The sequence below is a fragment of the Nocardia sp. NPDC088792 genome (assembly GCF_044750615.1).
Classification (GTDB): domain Bacteria; phylum Actinomycetota; class Actinomycetes; order Mycobacteriales; family Mycobacteriaceae; genus Nocardia.
In genome coordinates this window covers 647,891-669,038 of record NZ_JBIVKC010000002.1, presented here as the reverse complement: position 1 = coordinate 669,038, position 21,148 = coordinate 647,891, and the positions used below count along the sequence as shown (strand labels likewise).

The 21,148-nt window shown below is 66.5% G+C and carries 22 protein-coding genes, 1 tRNA gene and 1 other RNA gene; 17 read left to right on the top strand and 7 right to left on the bottom strand.

Annotation, left to right across the window (positions count from 1 at the left end; genetic code table 11):
- Positions 1 to 32 precede the first annotated feature (32 nt).
- Positions 33 to 1,268 (bottom strand): acyl-CoA dehydrogenase family protein, encoded by a 1,236-nt coding sequence (locus tag ACIP5Y_RS12325; RefSeq protein ID WP_400349845.1) that lies wholly within the window; start codon positions 1,266 to 1,268, stop codon positions 33 to 35.
- A 26-nt stretch (positions 1,269 to 1,294) separates the two neighbouring features.
- Positions 1,295 to 2,683 (bottom strand): acyl-CoA dehydrogenase family protein, encoded by a 1,389-nt coding sequence (locus tag ACIP5Y_RS12320; RefSeq protein ID WP_400349844.1) that lies wholly within the window; start codon positions 2,681 to 2,683, stop codon positions 1,295 to 1,297.
- 229 nt (positions 2,684 to 2,912) lie between these two features.
- On the opposite strand from ACIP5Y_RS12320, the gene ACIP5Y_RS12315 reads away from it, so the two are divergent.
- Positions 2,913 to 3,167: a hypothetical protein gene (locus ACIP5Y_RS12315; RefSeq protein ID WP_400349843.1), complete on the top strand. Its 255-nt coding sequence runs from the start codon at positions 2,913 to 2,915 to the stop codon at positions 3,165 to 3,167.
- A 396-nt stretch (positions 3,168 to 3,563) separates the two neighbouring features.
- Here ACIP5Y_RS12315 and hisN read toward each other — a convergent pair whose 3' ends face one another.
- Positions 3,564 to 4,349: a histidinol-phosphatase gene (hisN, locus tag ACIP5Y_RS12310; protein ID WP_400349842.1), complete on the bottom strand. Its 786-nt coding sequence runs from the start codon at positions 4,347 to 4,349 to the stop codon at positions 3,564 to 3,566.
- A 46-nt stretch (positions 4,350 to 4,395) separates the two neighbouring features.
- Positions 4,396 to 4,992, bottom strand: coding sequence for an NADPH-dependent FMN reductase (locus ACIP5Y_RS12305; RefSeq protein WP_400349841.1), 597 nt, complete (start codon positions 4,990 to 4,992; stop codon positions 4,396 to 4,398).
- 142 nt (positions 4,993 to 5,134) lie between these two features.
- Here ACIP5Y_RS12305 and ACIP5Y_RS12300 point away from each other — a divergent pair, with 142 nt between their 5' ends.
- The 11 genes from ACIP5Y_RS12300 (at position 5,135) to ssrA (ending at position 14,357) form a co-directional block, all read left to right on the top strand.
- Positions 5,135 to 5,992, top strand: coding sequence for a helix-turn-helix transcriptional regulator (locus tag ACIP5Y_RS12300; protein ID WP_400349840.1), 858 nt, complete (start codon positions 5,135 to 5,137; stop codon positions 5,990 to 5,992).
- A gap of 165 nt (positions 5,993 to 6,157) precedes the next feature.
- Positions 6,158 to 7,279, top strand: a complete 1,122-nt coding sequence (gene prfB, locus ACIP5Y_RS12295; protein WP_400349839.1) for a peptide chain release factor 2 — start codon at positions 6,158 to 6,160, stop codon at positions 7,277 to 7,279.
- Positions 7,280 to 7,333: 54 nt separating this feature from the next.
- Entirely contained in the window at positions 7,334 to 8,173 is an 840-nt protein-coding gene (locus tag ACIP5Y_RS12290; RefSeq protein ID WP_400351244.1) for a mechanosensitive ion channel family protein, read from the top strand.
- Between the two features lie 212 nt (positions 8,174 to 8,385).
- Positions 8,386 to 9,075: a cell division ATP-binding protein FtsE gene (gene ftsE / locus ACIP5Y_RS12285; RefSeq protein WP_397008483.1), complete on the top strand. Its 690-nt coding sequence runs from the start codon at positions 8,386 to 8,388 to the stop codon at positions 9,073 to 9,075.
- Complete coding sequence (gene ftsX, locus ACIP5Y_RS12280) at positions 9,075 to 9,980, top strand: permease-like cell division protein FtsX (protein WP_397008485.1); 906 nt, start codon at positions 9,075 to 9,077, stop codon at positions 9,978 to 9,980. Before ftsE ends, ftsX begins: the two co-directional genes overlap by 1 nt.
- 108 nt (positions 9,981 to 10,088) lie before the next feature.
- Positions 10,089 to 12,182 carry a DNA helicase RecQ gene (gene recQ, locus ACIP5Y_RS12275; protein WP_400351243.1) on the top strand — a complete coding sequence of 698 codons (2,094 nt, stop codon included), beginning with the start codon at positions 10,089 to 10,091 and terminating at the stop codon, positions 12,180 to 12,182.
- A gap of 11 nt (positions 12,183 to 12,193) precedes the next feature.
- Positions 12,194 to 12,508, top strand: a complete 315-nt coding sequence (locus tag ACIP5Y_RS12270; RefSeq protein ID WP_400349838.1) for a hypothetical protein — start codon at positions 12,194 to 12,196, stop codon at positions 12,506 to 12,508.
- Positions 12,509 to 12,550: 42 nt separating this feature from the next.
- On the top strand, positions 12,551 to 13,054 hold the full coding sequence (locus tag ACIP5Y_RS12265; RefSeq protein ID WP_400349837.1) for a hypothetical protein: 504 nt from the start codon (positions 12,551 to 12,553) through the stop codon (positions 13,052 to 13,054).
- Between the two features lie 96 nt (positions 13,055 to 13,150).
- Positions 13,151 to 13,226: transfer RNA gene (locus tag ACIP5Y_RS12260), tRNA-Glu, on the top strand.
- A gap of 177 nt (positions 13,227 to 13,403) precedes the next feature.
- Entirely contained in the window at positions 13,404 to 13,880 is a 477-nt protein-coding gene (gene smpB, locus ACIP5Y_RS12255) for an SsrA-binding protein SmpB (RefSeq protein ID WP_397008491.1), read from the top strand.
- A gap of 104 nt (positions 13,881 to 13,984) precedes the next feature.
- Positions 13,985 to 14,357: a transfer-messenger RNA gene (ssrA, locus tag ACIP5Y_RS12250) on the top strand.
- A 53-nt stretch (positions 14,358 to 14,410) separates the two neighbouring features.
- Here ssrA and ACIP5Y_RS12245 read toward each other — a convergent pair.
- Positions 14,411 to 14,824, bottom strand: a complete 414-nt coding sequence (locus tag ACIP5Y_RS12245; RefSeq protein WP_400349836.1) for a nuclear transport factor 2 family protein — start codon at positions 14,822 to 14,824, stop codon at positions 14,411 to 14,413.
- Positions 14,825 to 14,876: 52 nt separating this feature from the next.
- Between ACIP5Y_RS12245 and ACIP5Y_RS12240 the strand changes: the two genes are divergently transcribed.
- Complete coding sequence (locus tag ACIP5Y_RS12240; RefSeq protein WP_400349835.1) at positions 14,877 to 15,377, top strand: winged helix-turn-helix transcriptional regulator; 501 nt, start codon at positions 14,877 to 14,879, stop codon at positions 15,375 to 15,377.
- Between the two features lie 12 nt (positions 15,378 to 15,389).
- Here ACIP5Y_RS12240 and ACIP5Y_RS12235 read toward each other — a convergent pair whose 3' ends face one another.
- Both ACIP5Y_RS12235 and ACIP5Y_RS12230 read right to left on the bottom strand, forming a co-directional pair.
- Positions 15,390 to 15,602: a DUF5302 domain-containing protein gene (locus tag ACIP5Y_RS12235; RefSeq protein ID WP_397008497.1), complete on the bottom strand. Its 213-nt coding sequence runs from the start codon at positions 15,600 to 15,602 to the stop codon at positions 15,390 to 15,392.
- Positions 15,603 to 15,624: 22 nt separating this feature from the next.
- Positions 15,625 to 16,920, bottom strand: a complete 1,296-nt coding sequence (locus ACIP5Y_RS12230; RefSeq protein WP_400349834.1) for a class I SAM-dependent methyltransferase — start codon at positions 16,918 to 16,920, stop codon at positions 15,625 to 15,627.
- Positions 16,921 to 17,080: 160 nt separating this feature from the next.
- On the opposite strand from ACIP5Y_RS12230, the gene ACIP5Y_RS12225 reads away from it, so the two are divergent.
- From ACIP5Y_RS12225 to ACIP5Y_RS12210, 4 genes are all read left to right on the top strand, one after another.
- Positions 17,081 to 17,968, top strand: a complete 888-nt coding sequence (locus tag ACIP5Y_RS12225) for a TIGR03619 family F420-dependent LLM class oxidoreductase (RefSeq protein ID WP_400349833.1) — start codon at positions 17,081 to 17,083, stop codon at positions 17,966 to 17,968.
- Positions 17,961 to 18,755, top strand: coding sequence for an oxaloacetate decarboxylase (locus ACIP5Y_RS12220; protein WP_400349832.1), 795 nt, complete (start codon positions 17,961 to 17,963; stop codon positions 18,753 to 18,755). Before ACIP5Y_RS12225 ends, ACIP5Y_RS12220 begins: the two co-directional genes overlap by 8 nt.
- A gap of 78 nt (positions 18,756 to 18,833) precedes the next feature.
- Entirely contained in the window at positions 18,834 to 19,478 is a 645-nt protein-coding gene (locus tag ACIP5Y_RS12215) for a TetR family transcriptional regulator (RefSeq protein ID WP_400349831.1), read from the top strand.
- Positions 19,462 to 21,078, top strand: coding sequence for an MDR family MFS transporter (locus tag ACIP5Y_RS12210; protein ID WP_400349830.1), 1,617 nt, complete (start codon positions 19,462 to 19,464; stop codon positions 21,076 to 21,078). Before ACIP5Y_RS12215 ends, ACIP5Y_RS12210 begins: the two co-directional genes overlap by 17 nt.
- Positions 21,079 to 21,148 lie beyond the last annotated feature (70 nt).

Genomic DNA, 21,148 nt, shown 5'->3' with positions numbered 1-21,148 from the left:
GGTTCGCACCGGTTTCTTTGCGCTGGTGCGGACTACTTCAGCTTGTCGCTCGACAGTCCGAGGACTCGGCGAGCCACGATCAGCTGCTGGATCTGCTGGGTGCCTTCGAAGATGTCGAGGATCTTCGAGTCGCGGGCCCACTTCTCCAGGAGGGTGCGCTGGGAGTAGCCGGTGGTGCCGGCCAGTTCGACGGCCTTGAGGGTGACGTCGGTGCCCATGCGGCCGGCCTTGGCCTTGGACATGGAGGCCTCGAGGGAGTTGGGCTTCTTGTTGTCGGCCATCCAGGCCGCGCGTAGCGACAGGAGGTAGGCGGACTCCCAATCGGCTTCCAGGCGAAGGAATTCCGCGGCCGCGGCGTGTTGGTTGTTGGCGGGCTTGTCGTAGGAGATCTCCACGCCGGCGTCGGTGAGGACCTTGCGGAGCTCCTCGAGGGCGGCGCGGCCCACGCCGACGGCCATGCCGGCGACCAGGGGGCGGGTGTTGTCGAACGTCTGCATGACGCCGGCGAAACCCTTCTCCACATTGACTTCCGGCGAACCGAGGATGTTGTCCTTCGGAATGCGGCAGTCCTCGAGGCGGAGCTCGGCGGTATCCGACGCCTTGATGCCGAGCTTGTGCTCGAGGCGGGACACGGTCAGGCCCTTGGCATCCCGCGGGACGACGAAGGACTTGATGGCGGCGCGACCGGCCGACTTGTCGACGGTCGCCCACACCACGATGTGGGTGGCGCGCGAACCCGCGGTCACGAAGATCTTGGTGCCGTTGAGGACCCACTCGTCACCGTCGAGGACGGCGGTGGTGGTGACGGCCGCCGAGTCGGAGCCGAAGGACGGCTCGGTGATGGCCATGGCGGCCCACACCTTGCCGAACCGTGACAGCTGCTCATCGGTGGCGACCGCCGCGATGGCGGCATTGCCGAGGCCCTGGTAGGGGATCGACAGCATGAGGCCGACATCGCCCCACGAGGTTTCGAGGGCGTTCATCAGCGCGGACATATTGCCGCCGTTGGAGTTTCCGAGCAGCTCGGTGGCGTGCGAGTCACCCTCGTTCGACTCGCCGGCCTTGCGACCGCCGGTCGCACCGGAGATGTCCTGCGAGCCGGAGTCCGACAGGCCCTCCACCATGGCGGCCATGGTGTCCAGCTCGACCGGGTACTCGTGCTCGGCCAGGTCGTACTTGCGCGAAGCCGGGCGGAAGATCTCGGCGGCAACCTGGTGGGCCTGGTTGGCGCTGGCCCGCAGCTTCTTGGGGAGTTCGAGATTGATCATGATGGTCTCTCCGTTGAGAAGTCGGGTCAGATGAGGACGATGCCTTCGGCGACGCCGATGGCGCGCAGATCGCGGTACCAGCGCTCCACCGGGTGCTCCTTGGTGAAGCCGTGACCGCCCAGCAGCTGCACCCCGTCCAGGCCGATCTGCATGCCCTTGTCGGTGGCCAGCTTCTTGGCCAGCGCCGCCTCACGGGCGAACGACAGACCCTGCTCCGCGCGCGACGCACCGCGCAGCGTCACGAGCCGAAGACCGTCCAGCTCGATCGCCATGTTCGCGACCATGAACGCGACCGCCTGCCGGTGCGCGATCGGCTCACCGAACGCCTCCCGCTCCTTCACATACGGAATCACGTAGTCCAGCACGGCCTGACCGGTACCGATGGCCAGCGAAGCCCAGCCCAGACGGGCCAGCCGCACGGCGTCGGCGTAATCCTCGGCGCGCTCCGCCACCTCGGCGTCACCCAGCAGCGCGGACTGCGGCACCGCGACATTGTCGAGGATCAGGCGGCCCAGACCGGCGGCGCGCAGACCCATGCTCGGGTCGGCCTCGACACTCAGACCCTGGGTGTCCGACTCGATGATGAAAAACGCGGGGCGGCCGTCGAGTTCGGCGGCCACGATGAACAATTCGGCGTCACCGGCGGCGGGAACCAGGCTCTTGACACCGTTGATGCGGTAACCGCTGGGCGAGCGGGTGGCCTTGGTCTTCAACGCGAACGGATCGAACAACGCCTGCGGCTCCGAGATGACGACCGCGGACTGCGGGACGTTCTCACCGGTGAAGGCGCCCAGGTAAGTCTTCTGCTGCGCGTCGGTACCCCACTGCGACAGCGCGACCGCGACACCGCTCGGCGCCAGGATCGGCAGCGCCAGGCCCATGTCTCCGTGCGCCAGCGCCTCGGCGACCAGCGAATTCGTCACCGCGCCACGCTCGGAGGCCGCGCCCTCGAGCTCCTCGGGCACATTGATCAGGGTGATGCCGAGCTCGGCGGCGCGCTCCAGCAGATCGCGCGGGGCCTTGGCGGCATTGTCGGCGTCGTAGGCGGCCGGGCGCAGGATCTCGGCGGCGAACTCACGGACGGTCTCGACGATCATCTGCTGTTCGTCGGACGGGGTGAGGTCGAAGTAGTCCTTCTTGCGAGACTCGTTGACGGGCAGGCGCTTCGGCGCGCCGCCGCCGGCGACCTTCTCGAACACTCGACCTGCGGCACCGAGCGTGCGGAATCCGGTCTTGGTGCCTTCGTAGGTGAGGCGTTCGATCGGCTTGCGCAGCTTGTACTTCTCGGCGAGTTCGGACCCCGTGATGGTCGTCATTACCCGCATGGCCGTGCCCATCCAGTCCCGCTTCACCGGGTTGAGGCCGACGGCGGAAGTATCCCGCTTCGTTGCGGTGTCTCGAGTGCTCATAATCACCAGTTTTCTATCGAGGAGGTGGGTGATCCTGCCCAGCAATCTTACTCCTGAGTAAGACTATCTTACTTCAGAGTAAGAACTGTCGTCGAGGGTTGTCGAATCACCAGGTCAGCGCGGTGGTTCCGACTGGACGGACAGTTTTCCCGAAGTCAGTGAAACAAATCCACTTCAGATGGTCACGACTTGCGTTACCGTATCGGCGCATCAACCCTGATTTGGAGGTTTGCCCATGAAGACGCTGGTAGGCACGACTGGCGCGTTCGCCATTGCCCTCTTCCTTGCCGCCGCCCCGAGCGCCAACGCCTCGACCGACGGCATCCCGCTGCAGCCCGCGGCCCCGCAGGCCGCCCCGCAGACGGCCGACCCGATCGAGACCGGAACCGCCTTCAGCCTCAGCGGCATCGGCACCGGAGCCGGCAACTCGCAGCTGAACCTCGGCTCCTCCTGCATCCCGATCAGCGGTCCCGCCTCCGGCTGCCACTGACCGCGCCCGGCGCACGGGGGACCGCAGCCCCCGCAACGTCATTGCGTCAAGATCTCTCGAAAACCGGTTGTGCACACAGTAATTCGCTGCCTAGCGGATCTTGTATTGCCGGAGTTCATTACTGTTATTTCATTCCGATCACACCAACTGTCAAGCCTCACTACGTTTTTGATCGAGACGAAAGGAGGAACGGTTATGTTGACAGGACTCGTCTCGGTCGTTCTCAATCTGCTCAACGGTGTGGTAGGCGCCCTTATCGGGGGCGGCGGCACCGGGGGCGGCACCAGTACGGGATCGCTCTAGTCCCGCACCCACCTACTAGCCGCGAGGCCCCCGCATTCGATGCGGGGGCCTTCGTGCGTTCGAGAGGCGAATCCTGCGGCGCCGCAGAAAAACTCAGGCCTGCAGCGCCGCCAGCACCTGATCCTGCAGATGCGAATTGGTGGCCACCGCACTACCGCCGTGCGGCCCCGGATCACCGTCCAGCGAAGTGAACGTGCCACCCGCCTCCCGGATCAGCACGTCGAGCGCCGCCATATCCCACAGGGACAGTTCAGGTTCCGTGACGATATCCACCGCACCCTCCGCCAGCAGCGCGTAACCGAAGAAATCACCGTAACCGCGCACCCGCCACACCTCATCGGTGAGCGCGATCAGCTTGGCGCGCCGCCCGATCGCCCGCCAGCCCGACAGACTGGAGATCGCCAGACTCGCCGCACCCAGCTCGGCCACCGCGGACACCGAGATGGCCCGTGGCTCGCCCCCTTCGAAACTGCTCCACGCCCCCGCGCCCGCGGCCGCCCACCAGCGGCGGGCCAGCGCCGGAGCGCTCACCACACCCACCACCGGCACCCCGTCCTCCAGCAGCGAGATCAGCGAAGCCCACACCGGGACACCGCGCACGAAGTTCTTGGTGCCGTCGATCGGATCGATGACCCACTGCCGGCCGCTGAATTCGGCATCCCCGCCGAACTCCTCGCCCAGCACCAGATCTCCCGGCCGCTCCACCGCCAGCACCTCCCGGACCATGCGTTCCACGGCCAGATCCGCATCCGACACCGGAGTCAGGTCCGGCTTGGCGTCGATCTTCAGATCCAGCGCGCCGAAGCGGTCGCGGGTGATGGCGTCGGCCGCATCGGCCAGCTTCAACGCGAGTTCGAGATCAGCGGAGTATGCGGTCACCCGCAAAACGTTAGCCGCCGCCGTTATGGGCGAAACGGGCAGGCCGTCAGGCCGGGACGGGCACCGCGCGGGCCGTGCTGAGAGCGGTTGCCCACCAGTGCAACTGATCCAGCATGCCCTGCGCGGACTGCTCGAACTCGGCGGGCTCGTGCAGCGTGCCGTCCGGGCCGAAGTGCAGGAAGTAGCGCGGGAACGACACGTAATCCTTGACCGTATGGGCATTGAGCTCGTTGAACACCGCCCGCAGACCCTCGATCGCCAGCAGCCCGCCACTGCGGCCGCTGTAACCCACGAAACCGATGGTCTTGCGGTCCCACTGGGTGTAATGCCAGTCGATCGCGGTCTTCAGCGACGCCGGGAAGCTGCGATTGATATCCGGGGTGACGACCACGAAGGCATCCGCCGCGGCCAGCCGCTCGGCCAGCTCCTGGGTATTGCCGGGCCGCACCGGATTCGGCTCCATCAGCGGCGACACCGCGGGCAGCGCATGCGGCAGCGGGTAATCGGCGAGATCGATGACATCCACGTCGAAGCGGCCGTACTGCTTCGCCTGATCGGCGAACCAGTTCGCCACCACGGGACCGAAACGTCCTTCCCGGACGCTGCCGATGATCACCGCTAGGCGTAGAGACGTGCTGGTCATGGGGGTTCTCCTTGCAGGTCGGGGCGACCGTCCGGCCGCTGAGATCAACTCTGCGGCGGACCGGAAGGCCGAGGGAGACCGCTGTGAGAGTGGTAGTGAGAGGGCTACTTTCACGCTTGCGCGGCTTGGTACGGTCGAATATGTGAGCGATAACGAGCTGGGACTGTTCCTGCGGCAGCGCAGGGAAGCGGTCACGCCCGCCGAAGTCGGGCTGCCCGCCGGCCCGCGTCGCCGCACGCCCGGACTGCGCCGCTCCGAACTCGCCACCCTGGCCGGCGTCAGCATCGAATACCTGACCCGGCTGGAACAGGGCCGCGACCGCAACCCCTCACCACCGGTGACCCAGGCCCTGGCCGATGCGCTGCGGCTGTCCCGCGGGGAGCGGGTCCACCTGCTGCAACTGGCCAAGGCCTCCGACCCGGGCTTCAACTGCCGCGGCGGTTTCGGGCCCAATCGTGAGATCCGGCCCGCGGTGCAGGCCACCCTCGATCTGCTCGAGCCCGCACCCGCGGTGCTGATGAACCGCCTCAGCGAAATCCTCGCCTGCACCGAGGGTTACCGGCGGCTGATGGGTCCCGCCGGCCTGCTCGACGGCGGGCTGCCCAGCAGCTATGTCCGCTATATCTTCACCGACCCGCGCGCCCGCGAGACCTACCCCGACTGGGACCACAAGGCCGACAAGGCCGTCTCCACCCTGAAACAGGGCCCGGGACGGGCGGATCCGCAGGTCGCCCAGCTCATCGACGAACTGCTCGTCACCGGCGGCGCGGAATTCGCCCGCCGCATGGACAGCATTCCCGGCATGGCCGACACCAATGGCGTAGGCCGCATCCAGCATCCGGAGGCGGGCATGCTGCGCATCGCCTACGAATCCCTGCAGCTCTCGGCCGATGACGACCAGTTCATCCTTGTCCTGCTCCCGGCCGACGACGTCACCGCCGAGGCCCTCGACCGCCTGGTCGGCCGCCGCCCGGGGGGATTACGCGCCGTCGCGGGTTGATTCTCGGCAACGTGACAACTGATTTCCGGGGGGCGAGGGTAACTCGTCGGGTACGGGCAAATCGGGTTGGCTCCCAACCGCGGCACGCCCGATCCGACAGGCCACGATCCTTAGCCGGGCGCCGAAGTTTCGGGGAGGCGGGCCAGCCCGGTAGCCTTGAACACCGTGCATCCTGACGTCTCCGCTGACTTGGCCGAACTCGACACCACTCTGAAGACCATCGAGTCGGTGCTCGATATCGACGAGCTGGCTCGCCGCATCGACGAGCTCGAACAGCAGGCGGCAGATCCCGAACTCTGGAACAACCAAGAGCACGCGCAGAGCGTGACCAGCGAGTTGTCCCATGCCCAGAGCGAATTGCGGCGGGTCAAGGACCTGCGGCAGCGCCTGGAAGACCTACCCGTGCTGTACGAGCTCGCCGAGGCCGAGGAGGGTGCGGATCGCACCGCGGCCCTCGCCGACGCCGACGCCGAGCGGTCCGCCCTGCACGCCGATGTGGAAGCCATGGAAGTCCGCACCCTGCTGTCGGGCGAATACGACAAGCGCGAGGCGCTGGTCAATATTCGCTCCGGCGCGGGCGGCGTGGACGCGGCCGACTGGGCGCAGATGCTCATGCGCATGTACGTGCGCTGGGCCGAGCGCCACAAGTACTCGGTCGAGATCTACGACACCTCCTACGCCGAAGAGGCGGGCATCAAGTCGGCCACCTTCGCGGTCAAGACGCCTTACGCCTACGGCACCCTGTCGGTCGAGATGGGCACACACCGCCTGGTGCGCATCAGCCCGTTCGACAACCAGGGCCGCCGCCAGACCTCGTTCGCCGAGGTCGAGGTGCTGCCCGTGGTGGAGACCACCGACCATATCGACATCCCCGAGGGCGAGATCCGCGTCGACGTGTACCGCTCGTCGGGGCCGGGCGGTCAGTCCGTCAACACCACCGACTCCGCGGTCCGCCTCACGCACATCCCCACCGGCGTCGTCGTCACCTGTCAGAACGAGAAATCGCAGCTGCAGAACAAGATTTCGGCCATGCGCGTGCTGCAGGCCAAGCTGCTCGAGCGCAAGCGGCAGGAAGAGCGCGCCCAGATGGACGCGCTCAAGACCAATGAGGGCGCGTCCTGGGGCAACCAGATGCGTTCGTACGTCTTGCATCCGTACCAGATGGTCAAGGATCTGCGGACCAACTACGAGGTCAACAATCCGTCCGCCGTGCTCGACGGTGATATCGATGCCTTCATCGAATCCGGAATCCGCTGGCGCATGCGGGAGCAGCAGACCCAGGCCTGAGCCCACTCCAGGGTGAAGCGGAGGCAATAGATGAGCACCAGTTCGATTCTCGCCATGGGTTCCGGAGCCGACGTCGGAAATTGGGCCCGGTCCAGCGGTCTCGAGATCGTGCTGCTGATCATCGGCACGATGCTGTTCAGTCGTGCCACAACCTTTGTGCGGGACCGGATCACGCGCCGGATCGACGCCGGCTTCCGTTCCAGTGATTCGCTGGTGCGGTCCGAGGCGGCCAAACACCGGCATGCGCTGGCTCAGGTCATCACCTGGGTGATCCTGTCCCTCGCATATTTTCTGGTATCGCTGGAAGTGTTGCGCCGCTTGGGCTTCCAGCTCGGTGGCCTAGTTGCGCCAGCGGCGGTGCTCGGCGCCGCACTGGGTTTCGGTGCGCAGCGCGTTGTACAGGACCTTCTGGCCGGCTTCTTCCTCATCACCGAAAGGCAGTACGGCTTCGGTGATGTGGTGCGGATCGCGGTCACTGGTAATTCGTTGGAGGCCGAGGGTACGGTCGAGGACGTCACGTTGCGTATCACGACTTTGCGTAGCGCTGATGGCGAAGTGATAACTGTCCCGAACGGTCAGATCGTGAAAGTGACCAACCTGTCGAAGGATTGGGCGCGTGCGGCCATCGACGTGCCCGTACCCGCTACCGCCGACATCAACAAGGTCAACGAGATTCTGCACGACGTGGGCGCCAAGGCATTCGCGGATCGCAAGCTGAAAGCGCTGCTGCTGGACGAGCCCACCGTGATGGGTGTCGAGGACCTCACGGTCGACCAGATGAATATCAAGATGGTGGCCCGCACGTTGCCGGGCAAACAGTTCGAAGTCGGACGGGAGCTGCGGGTGCGGGTGGCCGCGGCACTGCGCCGGGAGGGTTTGAGTGAAAACACGTAAGTCCACGGCGATTCTGCTCACCGTGTGGGTCGCCACATTCGTGTTGTATCTATTCGTGAAACCCGACAGTCACGACAAAACGGCTACACCGCCCATTGTGAACACCGTGCTCAGCAACTATCTGCCGTCAGAAACAAACCATCCGGCACGTTGACCTCGGTTTCCGCGCGGCGGGGGCGATCATCGTGACCTAATGGTTACACTGGCAACCCGTGATAACCCTGCGGAACGTCACCAAGTCCTACAAGACGTCGACGCGGCCTGCTCTGGACAACGTTTCGGTCGATATCGAAAAAGGCGAGTTCGTCTTCGTCATCGGGCCCTCCGGCTCCGGGAAGTCGACGTTCATGCGGTTGCTGCTCAAGGACGAGAAGCCGACCGACGGCGAGGTCTGGGTCGCCGACTTCCGAGTCGACCGCCTGCCCGGGCGCAAGGTGCCGAAACTACGTCAGCGCATCGGCTGTGTCTTCCAGGACTTCCGGCTGCTGCAACAGAAGACGGTGTACCAGAACGTCGCCTTCGCGCTCGAGGTGATCGGCAAGAACCGATCCTTCATCGAGCGCGCCGTGCCCGAGGCGCTCGACATGGTCGGTCTCGCAGGCAAGGCCGATCGACTACCCGGCGAGCTCTCCGGCGGTGAACAGCAGCGCGTGGCCCTCGCCCGCGCCTTCGTGAACCGGCCGCTGGTCCTGCTGGCCGACGAGCCCACCGGCAACCTGGACCCGGATACCAGTCAGGACATCATGACGCTGCTGGAACGCATCAATCGCATCGGCACCACGGTGGTCATGGCCACCCACGACAACACCATCGTCGACGCCATGCGCCGGCGTGTGGTCGAGCTCGACCGCGGCCGCGTGGTGCGCGACGACGAGATGGGCGTTTACGGGGTGGGTCGCTGATGCGCGTCGGATTCCTCTTCGGTGAGATCTTCACCGGCCTGCGCCGCAATGTCACCATGACCATCGCCATGGTGCTCACCACGGCGGTGTCGCTGACCATGCTCGGTGGCGGTCTGCTCGCGGTGCGCATGGCCGACAAGATCCAGGACTACTACGTCCAGCGGGTCGAGATCCGGCTGTACCTCGACGACAACACCTCCAAGACCGACCCGGACTGCACCGCCGATCCGTGCAAGACGCTGATGTCGGATCTGAAGAAGCACGCGGATGTGGCGAGCGTGCAGTACGTCAACAGCGCGGACGCGGTGAAGGAGGTCAAGGAGACCACCTTCAAGGACCAGCCGGGCCTCGCCGACGAGGTGAGCCAGGACGGGCTGCCGGCCTCGTTCCGGGTGAAGCTGGACGATGTCACCAAGTACCGGGACATCTACGACGACTTCGCCAAACGCCCGGGCGTCATGACGGTGCTCAATGACATGGACATCGTGGACCGGCTGGTCAGCTTCTTCGTCGGATTGCGCAATGCGGCCTTCGGTCTCGCGGCGCTGCAGGCGCTGGCGGCACTGTTGTTGATCGCCAATATGGTTCAGGTCGCGGCGCTGGCGCGGAAGACCGAGGTCGGCATCATGCGGCTGGTCGGCGCGACGCGCTGGTACACGCAGTTGCCGTTCCTCTTGGAGGCCGTGCTTGCGGCGCTGGTGGGATCGGTGCTGGCAGTAGGCGGTTTGTTCATTGCGCAGCCGCTGGTGATCAATCGGGCACTGGGCAGTCTGTTCAATGATCAGGTGCTGCCGAAGATCTCGAGCGACGACATCGCGACGGTGGCGTTGATCGTCACACCGATCGGTGTCGGATTCGCCGCGCTCACCGCGTATGCCGCACTTCGCTATTACGTTCGTGAGTAACGGGGTGCGAAGTTGGCGACGCGCTCGTCGGTGTCGGCTGATATCCGTAGGATTGCCCGGGTGAGCGCAGCCGAGGTCGACACCGTCAGCGAAAACCTGAGCGCCGGAATGGAAGCGGCGCATCAGGTACTGCGAAAGACGTTCGGGTACGACAGTTTTCGCGGGCCGCAGCAGGAGATCGTCGAACAGGTGATCTCCGGCGGCGACGCGCTGGTGCTGATGCCCACCGGTGGCGGTAAGTCGCTCTGCTATCAGATTCCCGCGCTGGTGCGGCCGGGCGTGGGCGTGGTGATCTCACCGCTCATCGCGCTCATGCAGGATCAGGTGGACGCGCTGAACGCTGTCGGGGTGCGCGCCGGGTTCCTGAACTCGACGCAGTTCCCCGACGAACGCCGCACTGTCGAGGCGCAATTCGTGGCGGGCGAGCTGGATGTGCTCTACCTCGCACCCGAGCGGCTGCGACTGGAGTCCACGGCGCAGCTGCTCGACCGGGGCAAGATCTCCGTCTTCGCCATCGACGAGGCGCACTGTGTCTCGCAGTGGGGCCACGACTTCCGGCCGGACTATCTCAGCCTGTCGATGGTGCACGAGCGCTGGCCGGATGTGCCGCGCATCGCGCTCACCGCGACGGCCACCGAGGCGACGCGCAAGGAGATCGCCGAACGGCTGGATCTGACGCGGGCCAAGCACTTCGTCGCGAGCTTCGACCGGCCGAACATCCAGTACCGCATCGAGGCCAAGAACCGCGCCGACCAGCAGCTGCTGTCATTCATCCAGACCGAGCACGCCGGGGATGCGGGCATCGTCTACTGCTTGTCGCGTAACTCGGTGGAGAAGACGGCCGCGTTCCTCACCGCCAATGGCGTGGAGGCGGTGCCGTATCACGCGGGGCTGGACAATCGGATCCGCGCGACGAACCAATCCCGCTTCCTGCGGGAAGAGGGACTGGTGGTGGTCGCCACCATCGCCTTCGGCATGGGCATCGACAAGCCGGACGTGCGCTTCGTCGCACACCTGGACCTGCCGAAATCCGTCGAGGGCTACTACCAGGAGACCGGTCGCGCCGGCCGTGATGGTCAGCCGTCCACGGCGTGGATGGTGTACGGCCTCAATGACGTTGTGCAGCAACGGAAGATGATCGACTCCTCCGACGGCGACGCGGCGCACCGCCGCCAGCTGCAGTTGCACCTCGACGCCATGCTCGCCCTGTGCGAGACCGTGCAGTGCCGTCGCAGCCAGCTGCTCGCCTACTTCGGGCAGACCGGGGCGGCGTGCGGCAATTGCGACACCTGCCTGAATGCGCCCGAGTCGTGGGACGGCACGGTCCCCGCGCAGAAGTTGCTGTCCACCGTGCTGCGCCTGAAACGTGAACGCGGACAGAGCTTCGGCGCCGGCCACATCGTGGACATCCTGATCGGCAAGCGCAATCCCAAGGTGGAGCAGCACTCCCACCATGAGCTCAAGGTCTTCGGCATCGGCGCCGACCTGCGTGATACCGAATGGCGCGGCGTGGTCCGCCAGCTACTGGCCCAGGGCCTGCTCGCCGTGCACGGCGACTACGGCGTCCTGACCCTCACCGAGTCCTCCAACGAGGTGCTCTTCGACGGCCGCCAGGTCATGCTCCGCCGCGAGCCCGAACGCGCCAAGGCCGCCCGGGCGGCCAAGCCCGCCAAGGGATCCCGGCTCGCCACCGCCGACCTCGCGCCCGGCGACTCCGACCTCTTCGAGAAGTTGCGCGCCTGGCGCGCGGCCACCGCCAAGGAGCAGGGCGTTCCCGCCTACGTGGTCTTCCACGACGCCACTCTGCGCGATATCGCCGCCCGCAAACCCGCCACCCTCGGCGACCTCGCCGGTATCTCCGGCATCGGTGAGAACAAGCGCGCCAAATACGGCGAGGGCGTCCTCGAGGTCGTCGCCGCGGTCGGCGGTGCACCGGCCGGAGCGGCCGAAAACCCTGCTCCCGCACCGATCTCCCGCCCGACGGCGGCAGCGCCCGCGGCCCGTCCCGCTACGTCTCGATTCGCGGAGCCCGCCGGTTCGACCGCGGCCCGCCCCGCCAGGTCGGCGCCGCCCGCATCCACGGCGGCGCAGCCCGCATCCCGTGGCGGCGGCAATCCGACGTGGGGCGCGCCGGACGACGAGGTGCCGTGGCCCGATGAGATGCCGCCGGACTTCGACGACCTGCCGCCGGACTACCAGTAGGGGAGTGCACTGTGACGGAATCCATGTCGCAGGTGGTGGCCGAGATCCGGGAGCGATTGCGCGAGAGCGGATTTCCGGAGGAAGGCGCGGCCAATCGGGCCGTGCTGGCGCTGGCCGAAGAGGCCGGTGAGTTCGTCGGCGCCTATCGTCGCTGGTCCGGGCAGGCCCGTCGCACCGGCACCTTCGACGAGGTGCGAGCGGAGCTGGCGGATGTCGTCATCATCTCCTGGCTGGCGGCGGCCGAACTCGGCATCGATCTGGATGCCGCGATCGCCGACAAACTGAAGGTGATGTTCGAGCGCGGCTGGCGCGACGAACGTCCGTGACTCGATGCGGGGCAGCCCCGTGCGCAGGACTCCGGAGGGGATATGCCGACATTCGACGCACTGTTCGAACGCACGCCACCGCAGTGGGGACTCCGCGGTGATCCGTATCTGTGGGATGCGCTGCGGGAACGACTGCGGGGACGGCCGATTCCGGAGACGTTCTGGGATGTCCGGGTCGCGGTCGAAGACGCCATTGCCGCGATCATCGGGGCAAAGCTGGATCCGGTGCCGGATCGGTATGCGGGGCAGCCGGTTTCGGCCTTCGCGGTCGGTCACGGCATGAGCGACGGCGTGATCTCGGCACATTGGTGGCAGCACACCGGTATTCCGCTCCTCATCGATCGTGCGGAGGGCGCGCGCGCCGGCGAGTACCGGCCGGGACATCGGCCCGAGTGGGAGACCGCATATCCGCCGCCGCAACTGCCATCGGGTCGTCAGGTCCCACCCGCGCTGCCGCCGTACGGCTCGCCCCACCCCACTCCGCCTGCCCCGCCGTCCGAGTGGCGGCTCCCGCCCCCGCCACCGGTGCCGCGCTCCGCCCGGTGATCCGGCCCACGCCGGATAGCTGCGGATTTGGAAGGCGAGCGTCGGCAAGATAAGCTTTCGGAGCTGCTTCGGTCGGAAGATCGCAGTGAGCGGCCTGGTCCCGTCGTCTAGAGGCCTAGGACGCCGCCCTCTCAAGGCGGTAGCGCGGGTTCGAATCCCGTCGGGACTACCACGAAGGCCCCGCAACCCATCGGGTTGCGGGGCCTTCCGCATTCCGCGCGAAAGTCGTTCGCGCACAGTCGGATCCGCTGCTCGCCGTTGCCCGCGCCCGTCGCCGGCGCGCGACGGGCGGGGCGTCCGGGCCATGCGCGGAATAAATCGCTGGCTCCGGCCATTAATGTTGACCGTTATGAAGGAGAAGGGGCGCAAGGTCATCGCCAGCAACAAGAAGGCCCGGCACAACTATTCGATCCTGGAGACGTTCGAGGCCGGGGTCGCGTTGGTCGGTACCGAGGTGAAGAGCCTGCGTGAGGGCAAGGCCTCGCTGGTCGACGCCTACGCCTCCATCGATGACGGCGAGGTGTGGCTGCGCGGTCTGCACGTTCCCGAGTACGGGCACGGCACCTGGACCAATCACTCCCCGCGCCGCACCCGCAAGTTGCTGCTGCATCGCCGCGAGATCGACAAGCTGCTCGGCAAGACCAAGGAGTCCAGCCTGACGCTGGTCCCGCTGTCGATGTACTTCTCCGACGGCAAGGTCAAGGTCGAACTGGCTCTGGCCAAGGGTAAGCAGGACTACGACAAGCGCCAGGACCTGGCCAAACGCGATGCGGAACGCGAGGTCACCCGCGAGCTCGGCCGCCGGATCAAGGGCATGCGCGGCTGACGGCCGGTGGCGCCGCGTTAATGGAATGAACCAAGGTTTGTTCGGTGTTAAAGTAGGTGGCCCGGTGCGAGCCGGGTAGTTCATCTGATTCGGTGGACACAGACGGGGCTGAACGGTTTCGACTGCGTACGTTGATTCAGGGGAAGCGTGTCGGTGCAGGCAGGAGACCACCGTATGAGCGTCGCTGCAACCTTATAAGCGCCGATTCCAATCAGCGCGACTACGCTCTCGCTGCCTAAGCAACGAAGCGTGTCTGTCAGCCCGGGTTCGCCCTCGACCCGGTCCCTGGCATCAGCTAGAGGGCTCTACCGTCCGGCGCGGTCGCGGCGTCGGATGGGACAACCAACAGCGACTGGGATCGTCATTCCGGCTTGTTCGCGTGACCGGAAGATCCGAGCAGAGGCATAGCGAACTGCACACGGAGAAGCCCTGAAAATGCGGCGGAGGACCCGGGTTCGATTCCCGGCAGCTCCACTCGGGAAAGGCCCGGTCCATGCGGACCGGGCCTTCTTCGTTTCGCGATACGGCTGTCAGTGCCGGCCGGCTCGGCGGAGGACGCCGGGGTGGCGGGCGAGGCGGGGGCCCAGCTTGATTGCGAGCAGGGTCAGGGGGAGCCAGGGGCGGAGGTGGGGGCTGAAGCGGCGGATGCGGCCGTCGTCGGCGAGGTCGAGGACGAGGGCTTCGGTGACGCGGAAGGGGCCGATTGTGGCTGTTGCCAGGAGGACTCGGCGGGGGCCGATGCCGATCTGGTCGGTCCAGCGGAGGTTGGCCAGGCTGCCGTAGGCCGCCGAGAGCAGGATTCGGAGGTCGTCCTCGCTGCGGAAGATCAGGCGGGCGGAGACCGGGGAGATCAGTTCGGCGTCGGGGGCGAGGGTGCTCATCATGGTGTCGATATCGCCGGCCTCGGTGGCCTTACGGAACTGGGTTACCGCGTCGGAGCTCATTTCATCAAGGTAGGCATGTCCGTTGCAAAAAGCAATGGACTAGAGTGGGGTGGTGCCCAAAGCTGCCTTGTCCGAGATGGTGTGCTCGATCGCGCGGACGCTCGACGCGGTCGGGGAGCGGTGGACGCCGCTGATTCTGCGCGACCTGTTCGTGGGGATCACCCGATTCGAGGATCTGCGAAGGGATCTGGGGATCGCCTCGAATGTGCTGGCCGCTCGCCTCGAGGCCTTGCAGGAGTACGGGATCGTGGAAGCCCGTGAATACCAATCGAACCCGGTTCGGCACGAGTATGTGCTTACCGAGCAGGGGCGGGATTTCTATCCGGCGCTGACCATGCTGATCGCGTGGGGGGACAAGTGGCTGGCGGGGGAGGCGGGGCCGCCCGCGCTGGTGGTGCACCGCGAATGCGGGCACGAGACTTCCGGAGTGGTTGTCTGCCGTGAGTGTGGAGAGCCGCTCACGGCAGACAACGTGTACTGGCGGCACGGCCCGGGCGCGCGACGCGGCCCGGGCACGATGCTCATCGGCGACCATCTGGAACCGCCGAGCTGACAGGTGCTGCGGTTATCCGCCGGCGCGGCGGCGGAAGGTGCGCTTACCGCCGGCCTGGGCGTGGGTGCCGCGGACCTTGGCGGAATTCTGGGCGGACCCGCCCGTGGAGGCGTGGCCATTCTTGCGTTCGAGGGCTTCGCGGAACTTGCGTTTGGTCGCCTCTTGCGGCGACTCGGTGGCTTCGCCCTCGAGATGCTCTGGTGAGACTTCTCTTTCATCGGCCATGGGGATCAGCCTGCCATCTCGGTTATCGCCAGGCGCGGCGGGTCGCGGGCATGGCGGCGTTGCCCTCGGGAGTGGGGACGACGCCGAGGACTTGGTGGAGGTTGAGGCCGCCGTCCTCGAAGCCGAGGGCCGAGGCCGCCATATAGATGCGCCAGACTCGGGCGCGGCCCTCGCTGGTTTGTGAAACCGCTTCCGGCCAGGCGGATTCCAGGTTGGCGACCCATTGGCGGAGGGTCAGGGCGTAGTGCTCGCGGAGGGATTCGACATCGCGGACCTCGAATCCGGCTCGCTCCATGGCCAATACGACATTGCCGACATCTTGTAGCTCCCCGTCGGGGAAGACGTAGCGGCCGATGAAGGAGCGGTTTTTGATCTTGGAGCCGCCGCGGGAGGAGATCGCGTGATTGAGCAGGCGGCCCCGCGGGCGGAGCAGGCTGTGCAGGGTTTCGAAGTATTCGGGAGTGCGCTCGGCGCCGACGTGTTCGAACATGCCGATGGAGGAGATGGCGTCGAACTTCTCGCCGCGCAGGTCCCGGTAGTCGGTCCGGCGGATCTCGATATTGTCGGAGAGGCCGGCTTCGGCGACGCGTTTACGGGCGGAATCGGCTTGGGTGCCACTGATGGTGACGCCCACGACCTGCGCGTCGTACACCGAGGCGGCGTGCATCGCCATGGAACCCCAGCCGCAACCGACATCCAGCAGCCGCATGCCGGGGCGTTCGGCCAGACCCAGCTTGCGGCAGATCAGATCGTGTTTGGCGGCTTGGGCGTCTTCCAGGGAGACGTCGGTGCCGTCCCCGTCCGCCGCGGCGAAGCGGGCACACGAGTAGGTCATGCTCGGGCCGAGGACGAGGCGGTAGAAGTCGTCGCCGACGTCGTAGTGATGGCTGATCGCGGCCGCATCGCGAGCCCGGGTGTGGAGCCGGCCGCGCAGGGGCGGCGCCTCCTCGGCCGGCGGCTTCGGACGGCGGCTCAACGCGCCGAGCTTGCGGGCGGCGTCGGCGGCCTGCACCACTCCGGCGGCGCCGAGGCGGGCCTGGTCGGGCACCGCGGACTGGAGGGCGCGGCAGATCTTGAAGATATCGCCGTCGAGATCCACGGCGCCCGAGACGAAGGCGCGGCCCAGGCCGAGTTCGCCGGGCGCCCAGATCATATGGCTCAATGCATCCTCCGACCGGATTCGCATGGTGCCCGGAACCTCGCCCGGCGGCTCGATCGAGCTTCCATCCCAGAACTCGAACCGCAACGGTGGCTGTGGTCCGAAAGCGAGTCGCAGCAAAGGCGTGAACGCGGCCGCGACAGTTGGCTTGTTGCCCATACGACCACTATTGCGCGTCCAGCGCTTCGTGGCCGGGTAGCCGGTGCTGCCTGTCGGGTGATCCGGGCATCCGGTGCCGCCCCGGTCCATGCGGAATGCTCATGCCGCATATGCGAGATTCTCGCTGGTCGCATACTCGGGGCGCTCATAAATTGTGGTGATGGCGTTGAAATTCGGACTGTTTGCCATCAACCATGGGTCCTGCGGTGACCCTCGGACCGCCGTGCGAGTGGCGCGGCACGCCGAGGCGGCGGGCTTCGAATCACTGTGGAGCGGTGAGCATCTCGTGCTCGCGGATCCCGCCCCCGACGGGTTCCCGATCGCCCCGACACTGCCGCTGCTGGACACCGTGGTCGGGCTGACGCTGGTGGCGGCGCATACCAGCACGGTGCGGATCGCCAGCGGCATCATCGTGCTGCCCCTGCGGAATCCGGTGGTACTGGCGAAGGAGCTGGCCAGCCTCGACCAGGTGGCGGACGGGCGGCTCATCGTCGGCATCGGACCGGGTTACGTGCCGGCGGAGTTCGACGCGGTGGGTGTAGCGCTGTCCGAGCGGGCGGCGCGTACCGATGACTACATTCGCGCCATGCGGGCCCTGTGGTCCATGCCCGAACCTGCTTACAAGGGACGTTATGTCAGCTTTTCGGGCGTCAATGCCTATCCGAGGCCCGTCCTGCAGCCGGGCCCGCCGATCGTCGTCGGTGCGGGTGGCCGGCTGGCCGCACGCCGTGCCATCACCCTGGCGAACGGCTGGTACGGCTTCGGATTCGATGTGGAGCGCACCCGGCAGCACCTCCGGAATCTGCGCGCGGCGGCCGGGGAATACGAGCGCCCGCCGGAGTTGGGGACGCTGGAGATCACCGTGACCCCGGTCGGGCCGTTGAACCGGCGCGTCATCGAGCAGTACCGGGAACTCGGCGTCGATCGGCTGGTGCTGCTGCCGCAGCCCGATGCCGGCCATGGTGACCGGCACACACCGGTTCCGGTGGACCGCATTCTTCGCAATATCGACCATGTGGCACAGCATTACGCTGGATCAGGTGACTGATCAGGCGAAGAAAGCTGCGTTGTTCCGGGCCCTGCACGAGCGTCCGGAACCGTTCCTCATACCTAATCCGTGGGATGCCGGGACGGCACGGATTCTGGCCGCGCTGGGTTTCGAGGCGCTGGCCACGACGAGTTCCGGCGTCGCCAGTTCGCGGGGCCGGGCGCGGGCGACCGCGGCGGAGATCCTGGACAACTGCCGGGAGATCGATGCGGCAACGGATCTGCCGGTGAACGCGGATCTGGAGAACGGTTTCGCCGATGACCCGGCCGCGGCGGCGGCGATGGTCGTGCGGGCCGCGGCGACGGGGGCGGTCGGGGCGTCGATCGAGGATGCGACCGGGAATGGCGAGCAGCCGATCTACGAGTTCGGACTCGCGGTCGAGCGGGTGCGGGCGGCGGCGGAGGTCGCGCACGATCTGCCGATTCCCTTGCTGCTCACCGCGCGGGCCGAGAATCTGCTGCACGGGTTCGGTGATCTCGACGAGACGATCCGCCGATTGCAGGCGTTCGAGGAGGCCGGGGCGGATGTGCTGTTCGCGCCGGGCCTGCGGACCGCCGAGGACATTCGCGCGGTGGTCTCGTCGGTGGGTAAGCCGGTGAATGTCCTGATGGGTACTGCGGATCCGTCGCTCACGCTGGAACGGCTGGGCGAGCTCGGGGTGCGCCGGGTCAGTATCGGCGGCGGCCTGTCCCGGGCCGCGTTGCATGCCTTCAAGGCGGCCGCGACCGAGATGCGTTCGGGCCGTTTCGATTTCGTGGCCGGGCTGCCGGGGATCGGGGAGATATAGGAGGGTTCCGCTGAGCGTGTAGCACGGCTCACATAATTGCAGATCCTGAAAAATTGCAGATTCTGCTAAATTCTCTGTATGTCCCCAGTGGAGCAGGGCGAGACGCCCGTCGGATGGCGGGAGCAGAAGAAGCAGCAGACGCGGCTGGAGATCTGCATGGCCGCGCGACGGCTGGCCGTCGAGCGCGGGCTCGACGCCATGAACGTCGATGACGTATCCAAAGCGGTGGGGGTCTCGCCGCGCACCTTCTTCAACTATTACGAGACGAAACTGGACGCCGTGGTCGGTCCGGTGACCGAAATCGGTACGCCGCCGTCGCGGGAAGTCTTCGTCACGGGCGGACCCACCGGGGTGCTGCTCGCGGATCTGGTCGCGCTGTACAGCGCCTCGTACGAGCCCGAAGAGCAAGCACGCGAGGGTATCTCGCTCGTCACCCAGCTCATCACGACCGAACCCCGGGTACTGGCCGGCTTCGTCGCCGCGGGCGTGAAGCACGAGGCCGCGCTCCAGGAACTGCTGAGAGCGCGCCTGGGCGCCGCAGCCACACCCGAATTCGTTTCCCTGACAGCGGGACTCATGTCGGCCCTCACCACGCGGGCCGCCATGTCGCTGGCCGCGCATCCCGACCGGTCGCTGGCCACCGCACTGCACGAACAATCCGTCATGGCCGCCCGGCTGTTCCACCACCCTGCCGACAGGAGAAGTGATGACCGCGACGACTGAAGCGCCGCCGGCTCCGATAGTCCTTACTCAGAAACGAATCTGGCTGATCTTCTCCGCGCTCATCGCGGGCATGTTCCTCGCCAGCCTCGATCAGACCATCGTGGGCACCGCCATGCCGACCATCGTCGGCGACCTCGGCGGCATCTCCAATATGGCTTGGACCGCAACGTCATACCTGCTGGCGACCACCATCGTGATGCCGATCTACGGCAAGTTCGGTGACCTGTTCGGCCGTCGCTGGCTGTTCCTGTTCGCCATCGCCGTCTTCACCGCGGCCTCCGTGGGCGCGGCCGCGGCCACCGGATTCTGGGAGTTCGTGGTGTTCCGCGGGCTGCAGGGCGTCGGCGGCGGCGGTCTGATGATCCTGGCGCAGGCCATCATCGCCGATGTGGTGCCGGCGAAGGATCGCGGCAAGTACATGGCCCCGATGGGCGCGATCTTCGGTATCACCTCGGTGGCCGGTCCGCTGCTGGGCGGCTTCTTCTCCGATTCGCTCAGCTGGCGCTACTGCTTCTGGCTGAATGTGCCGATCGGGCTGGCGGCGCTGGTGATCGCCTTCCGCTACCTGTCGATTCCGACGCATCGTCCGAAGACCAAGCCCGACTATCTCGGCGTCATCCTGATGTCGTCGGCGACCGCGCTGCTGATCCTCATCACCGATTGGGGCGGTAAGCAGTACGCGTGGGGTTCGGCGGTGATCCTGGCGATGATCGCGGCGCTGGTCGTGGTGGTCGCGACGTTCGTGATGGTGGAGGCGCGGGCCGAGGAGCCGATGCTGCCGCTGTGGCTGTTCCGCAATCGCACCTTCGTGCTGACCTCCGCGATCGGCCTGGTGGTCGGTCTGGTGATGTTCGCGGCGCTCGGTTTCCTGCCGACCTACCTGCAGATGGCCACGGGCGCTTCGGCCGCGGTGTCGGGGCTGCTGCTGATCCCGATGATGATCGGCATGATGGGTACGCTCATCGCCTCGATGACCGCGATCACCAAAACCGGTAAGTACCGGGCCTATCCGCCGCTCGGCGCGCTGATCCTGGTGGGCGCCATGCTGTGGCTGACCACGCTGCACGCGAGCACTCCGATGTGGGTCATCGGTGGCATGCTGTTCGCCATGGGCGCGGGACTGGGCCTGATCATGCAGATCATCGTGCTGGTGGTGCAGAACGCGGTGTCGGCGGACCAGATCGGCACCGCGACCAGTGCCAACAACTACTTCCGCGAAATGGGCGGCGCCGTCGGCGTGGCGATCTTCGGCTCGATTTTCACGCACCGCCTGACCGAGGGACTCACCTCCGCGTTCAAGGATCATTGGCAGGACGCCATGGGTGCGCACCTGCAGGCCGGCAGCCTGGTTCCGTCGGTGGTCAAACACCTGCCGAGCGGCCTGCACGATGCGATCGTGGGCGCCTACGTGCACGCCCTCGTGCCCGGATTCTGGTATCTGATTCCGGGCGCGATCCTGGCCTTCATTCTGTCCCTGTTCATTCCGCAGCTGACGCTGTCCGATCAGGCCGGCATGGTGGCGCGTGGTGAAGCCGTCATGGCCGACGAGGAAACTCCGGAAGACGAAACGGTGGAGGCGATTACGCCGCCGCAGCGCTGATCCGCTCCCCGTAACAGGGGAGTGCAGCAAGCCCATGGCATCCGACCTGGCTCGCATGTATAGTTGGCAA

What these genes read in the sequence shown, in the direction of transcription:
- ACIP5Y_RS12315 (WP_400349843.1), top strand. Translation starts at nt 2,913, where the DNA reads ATGAAGACGCTGGTAGGCACGACTGGCGCGTTCGCCATTGCCCTCTTC.
- ACIP5Y_RS12305 (WP_400349841.1), bottom strand. Translation starts at nt 4,992, where the DNA reads ATGACCAGCACGTCTCTACGCCTAGCGGTGATCATCGGCAGCGTCCGG.
- ACIP5Y_RS12290 (WP_400351244.1), top strand. Translation starts at nt 7,334, where the DNA reads ATGGGTTCCGGAGCCGACGTCGGAAATTGGGCCCGGTCCAGCGGTCTC.
- ACIP5Y_RS12235 (WP_397008497.1), bottom strand. Translation starts at nt 15,602, where the DNA reads ATGGCCGATGAAAGAGAAGTCTCACCAGAGCATCTCGAGGGCGAAGCC.
- ACIP5Y_RS12265 (WP_400349837.1), top strand. Translation starts at nt 12,551, where the DNA reads ATGCCGACATTCGACGCACTGTTCGAACGCACGCCACCGCAGTGGGGA.
- ACIP5Y_RS12245 (WP_400349836.1), bottom strand. Translation starts at nt 14,824, where the DNA reads ATGAGCTCCGACGCGGTAACCCAGTTCCGTAAGGCCACCGAGGCCGGC.
- ACIP5Y_RS12210 (WP_400349830.1), top strand. Translation starts at nt 19,462, where the DNA reads ATGACCGCGACGACTGAAGCGCCGCCGGCTCCGATAGTCCTTACTCAG.
- ACIP5Y_RS12215 (WP_400349831.1), top strand. Translation starts at nt 18,834, where the DNA reads ATGTCCCCAGTGGAGCAGGGCGAGACGCCCGTCGGATGGCGGGAGCAG.
- recQ (WP_400351243.1), top strand. Translation starts at nt 10,089, where the DNA reads ATGGAAGCGGCGCATCAGGTACTGCGAAAGACGTTCGGGTACGACAGT.
- smpB (WP_397008491.1), top strand. Translation starts at nt 13,404, where the DNA reads ATGAAGGAGAAGGGGCGCAAGGTCATCGCCAGCAACAAGAAGGCCCGG.
- ACIP5Y_RS12225 (WP_400349833.1), top strand. Translation starts at nt 17,081, where the DNA reads ATGGCGTTGAAATTCGGACTGTTTGCCATCAACCATGGGTCCTGCGGT.
- ACIP5Y_RS12230 (WP_400349834.1), bottom strand. Translation starts at nt 16,920, where the DNA reads ATGGGCAACAAGCCAACTGTCGCGGCCGCGTTCACGCCTTTGCTGCGA.
- ftsX (WP_397008485.1), top strand. Translation starts at nt 9,075, where the DNA reads ATGCGCGTCGGATTCCTCTTCGGTGAGATCTTCACCGGCCTGCGCCGC.
- ACIP5Y_RS12325 (WP_400349845.1), bottom strand. Translation starts at nt 1,268, where the DNA reads ATGATCAATCTCGAACTCCCCAAGAAGCTGCGGGCCAGCGCCAACCAG.